Origin of the sequence: Proteus sp. CD3 (assembly GCF_008808075.1) — a bacterium.
Taxonomy (GTDB): domain Bacteria; phylum Pseudomonadota; class Gammaproteobacteria; order Enterobacterales; family Enterobacteriaceae; genus Proteus; species Proteus appendicitidis.
In genome coordinates, this window is record NZ_CP019686.1 from 1736797 (window position 1) to 1752468 (window position 15672).

A 15672-nucleotide genomic window follows, 5' to 3' on the forward strand; every position below is an offset into this window, starting at 1 on the left:
ATTTAAGATCAAGATCGTAATATCCATATGATGATACCACGTCAATTTTAATTAAAAATAAGAAGGGTTATATGAATAATATTAAGTATAAACTCGCCACAATGACACTTTGCACTCTGTTTGCTACCACTGTTTTCGCAAATAACAATCCCCCTATTCGCCTTGTCATTCATGGTGGTGCCGGAACAATCACTAAAGACACCATTACGCCAGAACAAGAAAAAGAATATAAAGAAAAACTAACCGAGGCATTAAATGCTGGATATGCTGTTTTAAATAGTGGAGGCACCAGCATAGAAGCAGTTCAAAAATCCATTAATGTCATGGAAGATTCGCCATTATTTAATGCGGGGAAAGGTGCCGTTTTTACCCATGATGGTCGTAATGAACTTGATGCTTCTATTATGGATGGCAAAACTCGTAAAGCTGGCGCTGTTGCGGGTGTAACTACGGTTAAAAATCCAATTAACGCAGCCATTGCTGTAATGGAAAAAAGCCCACATGTTATGATGGTTTCTAATGGTGCTGATCTTTTTGCTAAAGAACAAGGGCTTACTATTGTTGACCCTTCCTATTTTAGAACTGAACATCGTTGGCAACAACTTCAAAAAGCAATAGAAAAAGAACAAGTCGTTTTAGATCATGATGGTAAAACAGCAGCTCTTTTTGTTGATCCTATGATGTACGATTATAAATATGGCACCGTGGGTGCAGTCGCTCTTGACCAACATGGCAACTTGGCGGCAGGAACTTCTACGGGAGGAATGACAAATAAGCGTTATGGTCGAGTTGGTGATTCCCCAATTATAGGTGCGGGTAATTATGCTGATAATGAAACCGTTGCTGTATCTGCAACAGGATCTGGTGAAATGTTTATCAGAACATTAACGGCATTTAATATCGCAGCCCAAGTTAAATATAAAAATTTACCTTTAGAAGAAGCAGCTCAAAATGCACTTGATGAAGTTAAAGCGATTGATGGTAGTGGCGGTGTTATCGTATTAGATAAAACAGGTAACTACACAATGAGTTTTAATTCTGAAGGCATGTATCGTGGCACAATTGGTAATGATGGAAAACCTGTTGTCGCAATTTATAAAGAGTAATTTAAATAACCATTGATTATTTCGCACTCAATTTTTGCCGTTATCTTCATTATTTTTAAATCAATAAAAGATGAAAATCTTGGGTGCGAAAACCATATAAACTCCCTTTTACCCGTCTTATTCCCTACTCTTTTTCTTAACGCTATTTACCTCATTTTTTCCTTAGTTCGATTTGACTGTTATTTACCCCAAAAAAGCTCACCAAACAACCTTATTGGTGAGGAAATAAACAAGATCATTTCTACTTATTAAAATGATCCTTTGAAAAAGTAGCTTTTTTCTTTTTTGGATCTGTTAGAATATTCATCATGGTTATGTTGATTTAATAAGGAAATCACAGTGGAATTTCACCACGACGATCAGGATTTAACGCCTGAAACATCGCTAGTCTTGCCTGAAAAACAAGCAATATTGGATCTGAATGCAACATTCACCTCGCCTGCTCATACTAATCCTGCAATGGCATATTTAATGAGTTTAGGTTCAAAACGTAGTCGTCAAACAATGGGATCGTTTCTAACTATTGTTGCTAAGATGATCGGTTTCTCTTCTCTTAAAAATTGCCAATGGGGAGCACTTCGTCGTCACCATATTCAAGCAATTATTGATATGTTGTCTGATGCCAATAAAGCTCCTGCCACTATCAATACTTATCTTGCCGCATTAAAAGGTGTCGCTTTAGAAGCTTGGGCAATGAAACAAATGGATACTGAAAGTTATCAGCATATCCGCCAAGTTAAATCAGTAAGAGGAAGTCGGTTACCCAAAGGTCGAGCGCTAACTAGTAGTGAAATTCGTGCGTTATTTAGAAGTTGTGAAAAAGACAATTCATCGAAAGGTTTAAGGGATGCCGCAATATTAGGTGTGCTATTAGGTTGTGGATTGCGTCGCTCAGAAATTGTGGCTCTAAATTACGAACATATTCAGTTTCGTGATCAAGCCTTTATTGTCAGAGGTAAAGGTAATAAAGAACGCATGTCTTATATGCCTGATGATACTTGGGATCGTGTTCAATTATGGATCGATGAAATAAGAGGTACTCAAGATGGCGCCCTTTTTACTCGAATTCGTCGGTTCGATGATGTTACTGATGAGCGAATAACAGACCAAGCGATTTACTATATTTTAGAAATACGCCAACAAGAAAGTGGTATTGATAAATTTGCTCCCCATGATTTGAGAAGAACCTTTGCTTCAGCAATGCTTGATAACGGTGAAGATATTGTCACGGTAAAAGATGCTATGGGACATGCCAGTATTATGACAACTCAGCGTTATGATAGACGTGGAGATGATCGACTAAGAAAAGCGGCTCGACATTTACGTTTTTAGTTTTTACTCTGAAAAATACCCAATTTAATAAATTAAATTGGGTATTTAAATTAAGCTTATTTTTATAACATACTATTTTGCTGTTATTTTACTGTTATTTTGTTGTGGTTTATCTGAAAGGTGGTTCGTTAAACGTTCTTAACTTACGAGAATGTAATTTATCTTCTTCTTCTTTTAATAGCTCAATCGCTTGAATACCAATTTGCAGATGTTCTGATACCGCACCTTCATAAAAATGATTAGCCTGACCAGGCAATTTAATTTCACCATGTAACGGTTTATCTGATACACACAATAAAGTGCCATAAGGAACGCGAAAACGATAACCTTGAGCAGCAATTGTGGCACTTTCCATATCAACAGCGACGGCGCGACTTAAGTTAAATCTTCTCGCTGAAACGGAAAAACGTAATTCCCAGTTGCGATCATCCGTTGTAACAACAGTTCCTGTTCTTAATCTCTGTTTTATTTCATGCCCTGGTTTACCGCTGATCATCTTCGTAGCATCATAAAGTGCTCGTTGTACTTCAGCAATATTTGGGATAGGAATATCAGGAGGTAAAACGTCATCTAAAATATGATCATCACGTAAATAAGCATGAGCTAATACATAATCACCAAGTTGCTGGCTCTCACGTAATCCCCCACAATGACCAATCATTAGCCAAACATGAGGACGTAAAACCGCTAAATGATCGCAAATTGTTTTCGCATTTGAAGGGCCAACACCAATATTGACTAATGTTATTCCGGGACCTTCTTTAGCAATTAAGTGATAAGCTGGCATTTGATATTTCTTCCAAGTTAAATCAGAAATTAACTTTTCAGGATCAACCGTTTCTGCCGTAATTTGCTGAAACCCCGCACAAGAGAGTGCGCAATATGCGCTATTCTTATCTGCAACTTGTTCGCAAGCCCAACGAACAAACTCATCAACATAACGATTATAATTTGTGTATAAAATATATGGCTGAACGTCTTCAGGTAATGTACCTGTATAATGTTTTAAACGCGCCAGTGAAAAATCAGTACGCAATGCATCAAAATGAGAAAGTGGCAACACTTCCCTATCACAAATTAAGCCGTCGGTAATTTCATCACCGATTTTAGACAAGTCAGTTGTTGGAAAATATTTTGCTAAAGAGGCACTCATCTTTCTATCAAAGCCAATGCCTGTTCCATCAATGACAAAAGGATAAGGAATTTCTTGTTTTGAAGCAGTTACTTCAAAAGTGGCATGGTAAGCATCAGCAATAAGTTGCAGTTGTTCTGACAGATAATTTTCAAATAAAGCCGGATTAGTAATCGTGGTAGAATAATTACCTGATTTTGATAATCGACCATAAGCACGCGTTTTATCTTCTGTTTTAACTTCACCATACCAATGTACAGTTAATTGAGGGTAAGCAAATATCCCTTCAGCTCTTTGTTTTATATCTGGTAATTTTCCATCTTGAACATAAGCAATAATGGCATTGCGTAATGCATCAACAGCATTTTGATATTGTTGTTTTAACTCATTAATAATTCTTTGAATTTCTAGGTTATGAGGTTGTGGCATAAAAAGAGCCTCTTGTTTATTATTGGTCTGTCTACATGATAGCAAGAAGCTCTGTTTAGCCCAATTAAGATTTTAACAAGTCATATTCAATTTTACTTTTTTCAGGAATAACGGTCAGTTTTTTTACTGCATTAGGATTGAATTCAAATTGAAGATTTATACATTCTGTTAATAAATTAAACCTTTTTTGTTCATAATTAAATTTATCCCCAATAAAATTATCCATTCTTTTGTTTAATTCATTAGAGTATTTACCTAATGCCTTATCCATTTTTTCTTTGGTTAATGTTCCCTCTGTAAAATTTTCAGCGTATAAGTCCATAGTGTCTCTATCAAAGCTATTGATAATATAGCTATATAATGAATTTATCTTCTCAATATTTTCCTCTGTAATATCATTACTATATTTTACAGTTATAGTATATTTATTGTCATTACTTTCTATATCGACATTCATACGTCCATCAATCGGTGAATACATAGTCGCGATAGGGTCATATTTTTCGAAACTATTTTTTATTATTTGGAAAACACCCTGATTCAATAATTCAAAAATAAACATCTTGTCATCTCTATTTAAATTTTCTAATTTTTTATCTAATGACATAATACTGGTTATATTCTCACCATTATATTTTAATGAATATCTTGGTATATCAATTTTCACCATATTTATCAATTTATTATAATTATCACTTTTTGAGACACACACTGCATCAGTCAAATTAGAAATTAATTTAGCACTATCTAATTCAACAGAATAAGTTTTTCTATTGTTGTTTAAGTATTCTAACTTTTCTCCAAATGATGTTTTTTTATTAAACTCATCAATATAAAATCGATCACTTTTATTTTTATTATCAATGCATTCCATAAGAGTCGCTCTAAAAGCGATAAATTTTTCTTCATAATTTACATTATCATTTTTTATGGCTGATAACTTCGAATAGTTATTAATGAAGCTTTCCAAGTCTTCATTTCCATAATTTTTCAAATTAAGATTCAATTTATTTTCTATACTCTCGAAAAAAGGTTTGATGTCGAATTCAGTAGCTATGTAGCCATCTTGAAAATTAATTTTATAAACGATATGATCATCAACCACATTAAGTTTAAAGTTGTTTTTATATTGCCCATAAGCTAAGTTACGCAATTCAAAAAAATACTTATTTTTATCTATAATAGATATATCTTTATCAAAATAGATATCACGTATAAGTGTCAGTACTTTTTTTTCATTACTCAACCCTAGCCAATCTTTTATTTTTTCCCAAATACTCATTACACTAGATGGTTTATGAGTATCCTCTAGTTTAGTTAGCTTTTCTTGGCTTATTTTTGCATTTGAAACATTTATAATCATAATTATTTACTCCATAAAAAATCAATAAAGAGTAAATATAAGAAAGAAAATAAAATTTTAATATAAAGAAACGACTTTATTTTTAATAAATATTTTCATATAAATACATGCTTTTAGAAATCAAGATGATAAAAAGCTTAATATAATAGGTAATGTAATCGCAGCAAACATTGTTTGAGAAGTAATGATCCCCGCCATAAGTTCAGAATCCCCGCCTAATTGTCTGGTTAGAATATAAGAAGTAGGAGCAGTTGGAATAGAAAAGAAAATAACGAGAAGTATTGTAACAAGTGATGATAAACCTAAAAAGTAGGCGACACTATAGGCGATTATTGGCACAATAAGTAAACGAGTAATCGTATTAATACTAATCATTTTACTTTCTGCTTTTAGTGTTGATAAATGTAATGCCGCACCAATACAAATAAGCCCCAAGGGTAAGCTGGTTGCTGCTAGCAATTTAAGAAATTGATCGCTACCAAAAGGAAGCCCCATTCCTGACAGATTTATTATGATCCCAATAACACAAGAGATAATTAAAGGGTTTTTTATGATAGGAAATATCAATTGACGCAAAGTCACATTTTGCCCTGCGGTTAAACAAAGTACTGAAGTGACATTTGATAGAGGAACCAGTGTTGCTAATATCAAGGCGGCGATCCCCAAACCTTCAACACCAAATAAATCAGCGACAATGGCTAAACCTAAATAGGTGTTAAATCGAATATTGCCTTGAACGATTGCTCCAAAGCGCCCAGCAGACCAACCTGTTATCTTTTTCAAAATAACACACAAAATAGTGACAATAATGACTACAGAAAAAATAGCCCCAGCTAAGTGAGGTAATTGAGGATCAGATAAAGGTGCATTTGCCAAACTATTAATTAGTAAAGCGGGAAAAAGTAAAAAATAATTTAATTTTTCAGCCCCCACCCAAAACGCAGGCTCAAACGTTTTATTTTTTCTTAAAATTGCACCTAGCGCAATTAACGCAAATAACGGCCATAACGTTAATAACACATTTTGCATAATATTTATCCTAGAGATATTGTGATACTTTACAATATCGCAACATTATACAAATTGCTATTTCATGTTATTTAATATAAAAGCTAATTCAAAAAATGATAAAAATAAATTTATACCGCATTTTAAGAATAGCTTTTTTTATTATTAGTCTATTATAAAAACCATCCTTTTAAGATGGTTAAAATACAAACAACTAATCTAAATCAATGTACATGCGGTAACAATGCAAATTTGCTTTCGCTAAATCAGAATAATAATCACGTTCTTCTAATGCTTTAAAACCCTGCTTTAAATAAAATAATACCGCATTAGGTGTTGCATCTAAAAATAACTTAGATTGCCCTCTCTTAATTGCTTCATGTTTAAGTTGTTTTAAAATTAGTCCAGCGAATCCTTTCCCCATATATTCAGGTAATGTAAAAATAGCTTCAGCAAAACCCGTTTTAACATCTAAAAAACCCGAAGCAACAGGAATATTATATTCTTTATAATCAATCACATAAAATGGATTATCAATAATAGCTTGCCGATATCCTTCAGGCATTTCATCAGGAGTCCAAGCGGCTAAAATCTCTGATGGATAAACATTCTCACAACCAAATCGCAGTGCTTGATTTCGTAAATACCACAATCTTTTGGCTTCCTGTGGTTCAGCGAGTCTAAGTTGAATCATACTCATTTCCATCTTATTCATTAGAATTAACAGCCTCAAATTAGTGAAATAATTTATTCTAATAATGCTTTTTAAATTTTAATTTTTTAGTGTTACTTTTTTTAAGAGCGTGATATGTTTTTGAAGAAGGAATAATGTAAGGAAATCTCATGTTTAATTCAATATTGCCTTCATCAATAAAAAAAACCTCCTCTTTTGTTGCTGGTTCTCCACTTCCTTTTTATTATCGCTTCATCTCGAGTGCAATTAGAGAAATCTACTTTTCCAAAGTCTCACTTATTTACCATAGTAGATCTCAAGCTGAAAATACACATCCAAAGTTAATTCTATGTAGTCATCGGAACAGTGCTTTTGATGGTTACATTGTATTAAAAGCATTTTCTAACATTCAAGCTTTGGCTTCAATTCAATTATTGAATAGTCCTTTAATGAGAAGTTTTTTTACGGGTATTCCCGTAGTCAGGAAAAAGGATAGACAACGTTTAGGTATAAAAGCAAATATATTTTCAAGCCCTTCAGATGCTGCAATTGCACATATAAAGGCAGGTGGTAATCTACTTTTATTTCCAGAAGGCAGTAGTGAGTGGGGTTTCCAACCATTGCCTTATCAACGAGGTGCCGCGAGGATTATTAGAACCTTGATCAGTGAGGGAGTAGTTTTTGATATTATTCCTATGGGATTGTTTTATATAGCCCCAGATAAATTCAGTTCAAAAGTAGAAGTTTATATTGGTGAGAATATTTGTATAAATTCACAAAAAGGTAATTTGTCAATCAGAGAATGGGAGCAAAATATACATACAGAAGTTTCTACATCACTAAATAAAATTTCTGTTAATTGTCCAAATATTGATATTTTTGAGAAAGCATCTTCCTATGCTTTTAATAAAAATAAGAATGGTAAATCTTATGCTGAATCCTTTATTGATTATCAAAATAATCCATTTAAATCAAATAATGATAATCAGTATATAGAAAATAATTCTCAATATTCTTTATTAATTTGGCGTTATATTTCATTTTTATTTATGTATATTTTATTTCCAATATTATTATCCTCACTTGTTGCATCTCATTTTGCTGATGCCCGTAATACTATTAGCTTTTTTAAAATACTAGGTGGCGCAATAGCAACTGCAATTTGGCTCCCTATCTTAGTCATACTCCTATTCTTTTTCCCCATGTTTATTGGTATAAGTTTAGTCAGTGCACTATTCGGTTTTATCTTAATAAGGAAGAAAGGCGCTCAAATATGTTAACCACGAAAGCCAGGATGCTTTTTAACCATTTATTTTCTCTACAACTGTTTATTATTTGGGCCTTGGGAACGTATGGAAGTTGGTTGACAAATGCGACAGAAATGTTGATCCCCATATTTTTAGGCTTCTTTTTATGGGTATTGCTCATTTTTGTTGGATATAAGACACAACAAACTACCTCTCATTCTAGATTCTATTGGTTTGGTTTATTACAACTGATCGTTTGTTGGACTATATTTCCTCTGTTTAAATCGATTCGCTATGGTTTATACCAATGGAGTTTTGATAACATCTTATATAATCTAGACAAATTCTTATGGTTTGGAAAAAGTTTGCCAGAATGGGCAATCTCTTTACAGTCTGGTTGGCTAAGTGAATTTCTCTCTTTTTGCTATTTTAGTTTCTACTTTTTAATTATTGGCAGCGCCCTTTTCTTCTTTTTTAGCCGAAATAGCATACTAACTAAAAACTATTTTTTCGGCTTAATACTAATGTATTTTTGGGGCTTTATTGGTTACTTCGCTATCCCTGCGGCGGGTCCTTACTCTGCTTTTCCTTCTGATTTTAACTACCCTGTTTACTCTGGTGCCATGACATTATTTCTAACTGATCTTGTTGATAAAGGAATTACAGGAATGGATGTTTTTCCTTCATTACATACAGGGATCACGCTTTATATTGTTGGTTTTTTCTATTTTTCAGGTTATCGAAAAATAGCGTATTGTTTGTCTCCTATCTTAATAGGACTTGTTTTGGCAACTGTCTATTTGCATTACCACTACGGCATTGATGTTATTGTCGGTGCATTACTTGCATTATTAGTGCTTTACATCACTTGTAAAAATAATAAGGTCGAATATGGAACTCATTTATAAAATTAACGAGCCTATTGCTTCTGAAGTCTCTATTAGTGGGGGTAAAGGCGCGAGTTTAGCAAAAACAATTCAGTCATTGCCTGTTCCTGATGGTTTAATTCTGTCTTGCCAAGCTTATCAGTTATTTATCACACCATTACTACCTGAAATTAGCCGCTTATTATCAGAAAAAAAGCAAGAAATTGAAGCTGTTAGTAAAAATATTCGCCACTTAATTTTACAATCACCTATGCCAGAGGACTTAATTCATTCTTTAAGTTCAAAATTAAATGAGCTTCAATTAAATAATACTGCGTTGGCCGTAAGATCTTCTGGGACATTAGAAGATATGCCAGGAGCCGCCTTTGCAGGGCAACACGATACTATATTAGGTATTAAAACGTTGCCTAATTTATTAGATGCTATTCGCCAATGTTATGCATCTTTATGGCACACACACGTTATGCTCTATCGTCAGCATTTAAATTTACCCCATACTCAAGCATCGATGGCTGTTGTGTTACAAAGAATGATTAACGTCCAAGAAAATGAAGCGGCAGGTGTCGCTTTTTCTGTTGATCCGGTTCAAGGCTCTCTTTCAACTGTATTAATTAATGCCGCATTTGGATTAGGTGAAACCGTCGTTGCTGGTGAAGATCCTGTTGATGAATTTATTATTGATAGAAAAAGTTTCGCGTTAAAACAAGAAACGATTGCTCAAAAAATAAATGCCATTGTTATGGTTGATAATGGTACTAAAATCTTACCTCTCAGATCTGCCCAACAGTCCATATCTTCATTGACAGCAGAACAATGCAAACAAGTTGCGGAACTTGCTATTTCAGCGGAAAAATATTTTGATTTTCCACAAGATATAGAATGGGCATTTCATGATGGAAAATTGTGGCTTTTGCAATCACGCAATGTGACACAAATCGCCCCTATATGGACAAGAGAAGAATCGGCAGAAAGGTTCCCTAATCCTATCACGCCATTAACATGGGATATGTGTGAAGCTGGTTTTCATTCATCATTAAACTTTAGCCTTAATCTTATGGGGCTTCCTTCATTTAATGGTAAATGGTTCGGGATGCAAGATTATTATATTTATGGCAACCAAAATGCGGTTTCCTTGTATAGTAATCGTCTCCCTACATCGATGATGAATGATTTACCTACCCTATTAAAATCTTTGCCCGAAATTGCACAAAAATTCAGTTGGGTGCAGGAATTGCCTATTACTTGGATGCGTGACTTAGATAAATATTTAATCTCTATTGGTGCATTGATGAATGAACCATTGCAAGATAAAAGCTTGCCTCAATTATGGGATTATGTGCAAAGAATTAATAAGTTAGGTGCTGATTACTTTTTACCTAATATTGCCATATCGTTAACTCAACGCTCACTCTATTCCGCATTGATGGCATTGTTAAAACTCTTCTTTAAAGAAGAAAAATATGCACATACCGCGTTCGATAATTTAATTGCTATGTCTGAAACTAAAACAGGACAAGTGAATGCGGAACTCTGGACGCTTTCTCGTTATGTGCGTCAGCACCCTCAACTGCTAAAACTTATAACATCCATTGTCCCTGAAAGTATTATGCAAGAAATTGAGGCATGTGATCCTCATTTTCACCAACAATTTACTTTATTCTTAGCTAATCATGGCCATAGAGAATTAGATTTTGATGCATATCATCCTACTTGGTTAGATGCCCCACATATTGTATTAACTCAAATTAAAGCAATGGCAGACTTAGCAGATGATAAACAAACTGATGATCCACTAGGTAAAAAAATTCTGCAGTCAGAAACAGAATTTTCAATTATCTCTGATGCACCTGAAGAGTTACGCTTTTTCTTACAAGAGATTATTCGATTAGCTCGAGTTTATACTGCACTTGATGACTTAGAGCATTATCAAACAACTCGATTAGCCCTACCTATGCGTCGCGGGCTAAAAGCATTAGGAGAACGATTGGTTATTCGTAGCGTCTTAGATTGCCCAATGGATATTTATTTTGCTAATGAAAAACCTTTAGCTGATGCAATTCTTGCAGATAATCCCACTGATTGGAATCAGTTACGTCATCATATATATCAAAATAAGGCTGGATATCTAAAAGCAAAATCAGTCACACCACAATGGATCTATGGTGAGGATAGTTGTAATGCGCTAAATACAAATGAGCATCAATTAAAGGGGCTAGCTGGTAGTGCCGGTATTGTTGAAGATGAAGTTTATCTGGTTTATGGCCCAGAGAATTTTGCTGAATTTCCGCAGAATGCTATTTTAGTTGCAAGAACAACTAACCCTGCTTGGACAGCCCTCTTTTATCGTGCATCTGGCATTATTACAGAAAGTGGTGGGCCATTATCTCATGGTGCGGTTACTGCTAGAGAATTAGGATTGCCCGCAGTCATGGGAGTACGTAATGTTCTAAATATATTAAAGAATGGGCAAAAAGTAAGGGTTGATGGGCAAAAAGGTATTATAGAGATCTTATCTTGATTATTAGATAAATAATGCCTATTAAGCAGAAAAAGCATCTAACAGATGCTTTTTCTGCTTAATTTACTTACTTTTTAGTTATTTATTTCACTATTATTTTCTTTTGAGTCTTTATTAATATCAACTTTATAAGCGGATGGTGCTAATAAAGCAACCAGCCCAGTTATTAATAAAATAGAAATCCACACTATGAACATAGATGGTGCATTAAATAACAAGTATGGTGTTAAGAAAATAGGACTAGCCGTTAAAATAAGTGAAATAATAACAGGATAGCCTATACCTATATCTCTTATTCGTTGGGATAAAATAAGTGTAAATATGTAGACTTGTACTATTAGAAACACTATTTCCATTAGACCATATGATGTAAAAGAAAATTGATAGTAAAAATAATTTTCAGTAATTAACTCGATATTTTCGGGATAAAGCTCTATATACCATCGATCAGCTAAGTTTTCTGCAATAAAAAAGAAAATTGACCAAGCAATTTCTAGACCTAAAAAAGAGAGTCTCCCACGTCTTTGTTGTTTCCATTGATAAGCAAGTTTAGCTTGCATAATAAATCCCTTCATTTTTTAAATAGTAATCTTTTTATCATAATACACTTAATATCTTTCTCAAAATAATGTATTGACTTTTAGATGAAAAAATCGCCCTTTTATCAATTAAATAAAAGGGCGAATTATTAAAATAAATTTCTTCAAATATAAATTAAATTATTATCGAACTTGTTTATTGACCCATTTAATCTCTTCATTAGTGAATCGAATATTACTTTCTTTTGTCGTATCAGTATCTAACAAGATTTTATCTTTAATTAATTTACTGACAGGCACAATAATATTGAAATGGTCACCATTTTTAATGCTATATATTTTTAATGGAATATCATGCACCATTGCAACTGCTCGTAGTTCATTAAACTCATTCCAAAAATAGTCACGTCCTTCAAAATAGAACGTTGGTGTTTTTATTGATTTAATATAGCGATAAACAGAGCGGACATTAAACTCTTCTTCGTTATTTCTATCAAAAGGCAATTCAACTATCATATCACCTTCAGCCCTTAATTTAAGATCAGGTATTCCGCCCAAGGAAAAAATAGCTCTAAATTTATCACTATATTCACTCGCTAATAATGCCCGTGTTCCCCCCGTACTATGCCCAACAACATAGATACGTTTAGAGTCAATATAAGGCAGTGATGCTAAATATTCTCTCGCTGATTCTAAATCTTCTAATTCGCCATAAAACATTTCATAACGACCAGGATTGGTATTTTCACCTCGGAAAGATGGGATCATCAACACCATATTAGGATCACGAAAAGTAGCGCCTGTCTGGTCATTATCAACCGGTTTAGGTTGCCAAAAATAATCGTCACCACCAATTCCGCCATAGCCTCCATTTAACCAAATCACAGCAGGTAATTTCGTTTTTTTATTTGCTGGAGGTGGTGTTAAATAGGCATACATATCTCCCGGTTTTGCCGGATATTTAATCACATTAAATATTTCTGCCGGTGCTTCCCAAGGCGGATCAATATTATCAAAACTGTCGTTTATAATTTCGGTTTTAAAGCGCTGATGCGCTTCAAATAAGCTTTCATCACGAACTTCAATATCTGCATTAACAGAAAAAGAGCTAGCACATAGCAGAGAAAAAAGTAGCGCAGGAATAACCTGTTTAAAACACATTTTATTTATATTCATATCAACTTCCCTATAGATTATTAATTTTGCGTGATAATAACATAGGTTGTTTAGAGTTGATGAATAGGATTTTAAGGCAAGTAGGAACTAATGCAGAAAAAAGCATCTCAATTGAGATGCTTTAAGCAATATAAAATAATTAATTTTTTTAACGATAATTTGCTTATTTTGCACTGGTGCGAATTAAGTAATCAAATGCGCTAAGCGAGGCTTTTTATACTGATTTAATAGATTGATATAAAAGGATTTAATCAGCGTCAATGTCCACATATTGACCACATTTCGGAAAGCCTCTTGCAAGAGAGGCTTTTTTATTTTGAATGCTTTTCAATATGTAATTGTGATTTAAGTTATCTTTCATCTATAAAAAAACGTAATATTGTTGATGGTTTTTCTGTAACTTCGAACAAAATACCAGCATTTTTTTCAATAAGCTTTCTTGTACATGGGCTAGGATGGCCATGCCTATTTTTTTCTCCATACGAGATAACAGAATAGATGTTATGTCTTTCGTTTATGTCTTTACTATAATTTTCAAATGAACCATGATGAGGTATTTGAATAGTACAAACAGAGTTATAATACTCTTTCAATCTATTCTTAATTAATTCCAATGCACCTTTATTTTTAGCCTCATAATCACCAAAATATATACAACTACTTTCATTCATTCCCAAAACATTTCTTTCAAAATTAATTTCATCTTCTTCGATTTCTTTTTCAGTGAGAGAAATATGATTAATTTTACTAAATGAATAATTATTTATACTAGAGCCAGAATACACCACCATTGAGTTTTCATTTGGACTATATGATAAATCCCTGAATGTGTTAATGACATTCTTTCTTTTATCTTTTCTACTCCAGACCTTAACAAAATCATCAGTATTTCTAAATTCAATATTTAACTTCTTAAGCTCTTCACTAAATACATGTGATCGAGATTTATCCTTATAATTAATAGGAATAAATATCCAATTAGGAATTGGAGAAGACAACATTTCACCACTATTCAGATAGTTATCTGGAGATACTTCATAATCATTGATATCATCTTCAATGATACTATCACCATAGTCATGTCTAACTAAAGTTACTTCTGTATCTATTGATATAGATTTTATTGTTTCAATAGGATCTAAAATTAATTTATTATCGAATAAGTTAATGTCTATTTTTTCATAATCGCCTTCATTACTTGTATTAAAAAGCTCAATTACTCGCTCATAAATATCATACTGAGGAATAAAAATACGTTTGACAGTATATTTTGAAAGTAAATATTCCAGTCCATTAATATGATCTCTATGAAAATGGGATATAAATAAAAAATTTATTTCCTCATTTATATCAAAATGATTACTTACATATTTTTCTATTCTCTTTTTACCATCTGTATCTGTGCCACAATCATAAACAAAGGTGAAATTATCAAATTCCTCTGTATAAAATGCACCTTGCCCAATAGGGTGAAATGTTCTTATCATCATATTTTTCTGTTCCAAATAAGATATTAATATCTATTTAGCGTACATGGATTTTAATGAAAATTAATAGACTCCTATCAAGATATTTAAATTTTATTATTAGTATTTGTATCTAATAGTAACAAAATAAAATTAGAAAAATTTAATGTTAAAAGTAATTTCGTACAAGTATATTGATAACACTCCATCTCCAACATGCAAAATTTATACTACAATAATAACTCTTCAACTTATCTCAAATAACCTTACTGACAGGAATATTTGTAATGAACAAAGTTATTATTTCCACCCTAATAATTACACTTCTCAGCTTGTTTTCAATAAATACTGTATCAGCTCAAAACTACCCTTGTTCTGGTAAAAAAGGCGGTGTATCTCACTGTGAGAATGGTAAATTTATTTGTAATGATGGAAGCACAAGTAAATCAAAACGAGTTTGTACTGATGAAAGTGAGACAAAGAAAAAATAGAACATTTCAGATATAAACAACGCCCGGAACATTCCGGGCATTTTCATCAAATCGCTAACACCTGCTGACAATACTTATCAATATGTGGCTCTACTCGCTCAATCAATTGAGGCTTTGAAATAAACCGCGTTACGGTTTCATGGCTGACGAACGTTGCGCCACAATTGATATTCTGGCACTGGTTATAACGTTCTTTGGTATCGGAAGATATTTGCTGACTACTACGAGTATGCGCGGCATGACCACAAACAGGACAAATCATCATAAACGGGTTACCTCTTTATGATGTGGAAATTACCTGTAAT

14 protein-coding genes are annotated in these 15672 nt (G+C 33.2%); 6 read left to right on the forward strand and 8 right to left on the reverse strand.

Annotation, left to right across the window (positions count from 1 at the left end):
• The first annotated feature begins 71 nt into the window (after positions 1–71).
• Together BTA34_RS07945 and BTA34_RS07950 are read left to right on the forward strand one after the other, a co-directional pair.
• A complete protein-coding gene (locus BTA34_RS07945; protein ID WP_151435191.1) occupies positions 72–1106 on the forward strand; it encodes an isoaspartyl peptidase/L-asparaginase family protein in 1035 nt (344 codons plus the stop codon).
• Positions 1107–1445: 339 nt separating this feature from the next.
• Entirely contained in the window at positions 1446–2438 is a 993-nt protein-coding gene (locus BTA34_RS07950; RefSeq protein ID WP_151435192.1) for a tyrosine-type recombinase/integrase, read from the forward strand.
• A gap of 109 nt (positions 2439–2547) precedes the next feature.
• Here the strand turns inward: BTA34_RS07950 and BTA34_RS07955 are convergent, their stop codons facing one another.
• The 4 genes from BTA34_RS07955 to BTA34_RS07970 form a co-directional block, all read right to left on the reverse strand.
• Positions 2548–3999, reverse strand: coding sequence for an AMP nucleosidase (locus BTA34_RS07955; protein WP_151435193.1), 1452 nt, complete (start codon positions 3997–3999; stop codon positions 2548–2550).
• 64 nt (positions 4000–4063) lie between these two features.
• Complete coding sequence (locus BTA34_RS07960; RefSeq protein WP_151435194.1) at positions 4064–5362, reverse strand: hypothetical protein; 1299 nt, start codon at positions 5360–5362, stop codon at positions 4064–4066.
• Positions 5363–5482: 120 nt separating this feature from the next.
• Entirely contained in the window at positions 5483–6391 is a 909-nt protein-coding gene (locus tag BTA34_RS07965; RefSeq protein WP_151435195.1) for an AEC family transporter, read from the reverse strand.
• A gap of 193 nt (positions 6392–6584) precedes the next feature.
• Positions 6585–7070, reverse strand: coding sequence for a GNAT family N-acetyltransferase (locus tag BTA34_RS07970; RefSeq protein ID WP_151435196.1), 486 nt, complete (start codon positions 7068–7070; stop codon positions 6585–6587).
• Positions 7071–7213: 143 nt separating this feature from the next.
• Between BTA34_RS07970 and BTA34_RS07975 the strand changes: the two genes are divergently transcribed.
• The 3 genes from BTA34_RS07975 to BTA34_RS07985 are packed head-to-tail and all read left to right on the forward strand — an operon-like array spanning position 7214 to position 11695.
• The gene (locus BTA34_RS07975; RefSeq protein ID WP_151435197.1) at positions 7214–8323 is read left to right on the forward strand and encodes a 1-acyl-sn-glycerol-3-phosphate acyltransferase; all 1110 of its coding nucleotides are present in this window, start codon (positions 7214–7216) and stop codon (positions 8321–8323) included.
• 14 nt (positions 8324–8337) lie between these two features.
• The gene (locus tag BTA34_RS07980; RefSeq protein ID WP_265576304.1) at positions 8338–9198 is read left to right on the forward strand and encodes a phosphatase PAP2 family protein; all 861 of its coding nucleotides are present in this window, start codon (positions 8338–8340) and stop codon (positions 9196–9198) included.
• On the forward strand, positions 9182–11695 hold the full coding sequence (locus BTA34_RS07985; protein ID WP_151435199.1) for a PEP/pyruvate-binding domain-containing protein: 2514 nt from the start codon (positions 9182–9184) through the stop codon (positions 11693–11695). The genes BTA34_RS07980 and BTA34_RS07985 overlap by 17 nt, the downstream gene beginning before the upstream one ends.
• A gap of 74 nt (positions 11696–11769) precedes the next feature.
• Here BTA34_RS07985 and BTA34_RS07990 read toward each other — a convergent pair whose 3' ends face one another.
• The 3 genes from BTA34_RS07990 to BTA34_RS08000 all read right to left on the reverse strand — a co-directional run bounded on the left by BTA34_RS07990 (position 11770) and on the right by BTA34_RS08000 (position 14900).
• Positions 11770–12255, reverse strand: coding sequence for a hypothetical protein (locus BTA34_RS07990; protein ID WP_265576305.1), 486 nt, complete (start codon positions 12253–12255; stop codon positions 11770–11772).
• Between the two features lie 162 nt (positions 12256–12417).
• A complete protein-coding gene (locus tag BTA34_RS07995; RefSeq protein ID WP_151435201.1) occupies positions 12418–13410 on the reverse strand; it encodes an alpha/beta hydrolase family protein in 993 nt (330 codons plus the stop codon).
• A gap of 350 nt (positions 13411–13760) precedes the next feature.
• On the reverse strand, positions 13761–14900 hold the full coding sequence (locus BTA34_RS08000) for an MBL fold metallo-hydrolase (protein WP_151435202.1): 1140 nt from the start codon (positions 14898–14900) through the stop codon (positions 13761–13763).
• A gap of 263 nt (positions 14901–15163) precedes the next feature.
• On the opposite strand from BTA34_RS08000, the gene BTA34_RS08005 reads away from it, so the two are divergent.
• Positions 15164–15367 (forward strand): hypothetical protein, encoded by a 204-nt coding sequence (locus tag BTA34_RS08005; protein WP_109849530.1) that lies wholly within the window; start codon positions 15164–15166, stop codon positions 15365–15367.
• Positions 15368–15413: 46 nt separating this feature from the next.
• On the opposite strand, the gene BTA34_RS08010 is transcribed toward BTA34_RS08005, so the two are convergent.
• Positions 15414–15632 carry an ogr/Delta-like zinc finger family protein gene (locus BTA34_RS08010; protein WP_151435203.1) on the reverse strand — a complete coding sequence of 73 codons (219 nt, stop codon included), beginning with the start codon at positions 15630–15632 and terminating at the stop codon, positions 15414–15416.
• Positions 15633–15672 lie beyond the last annotated feature (40 nt).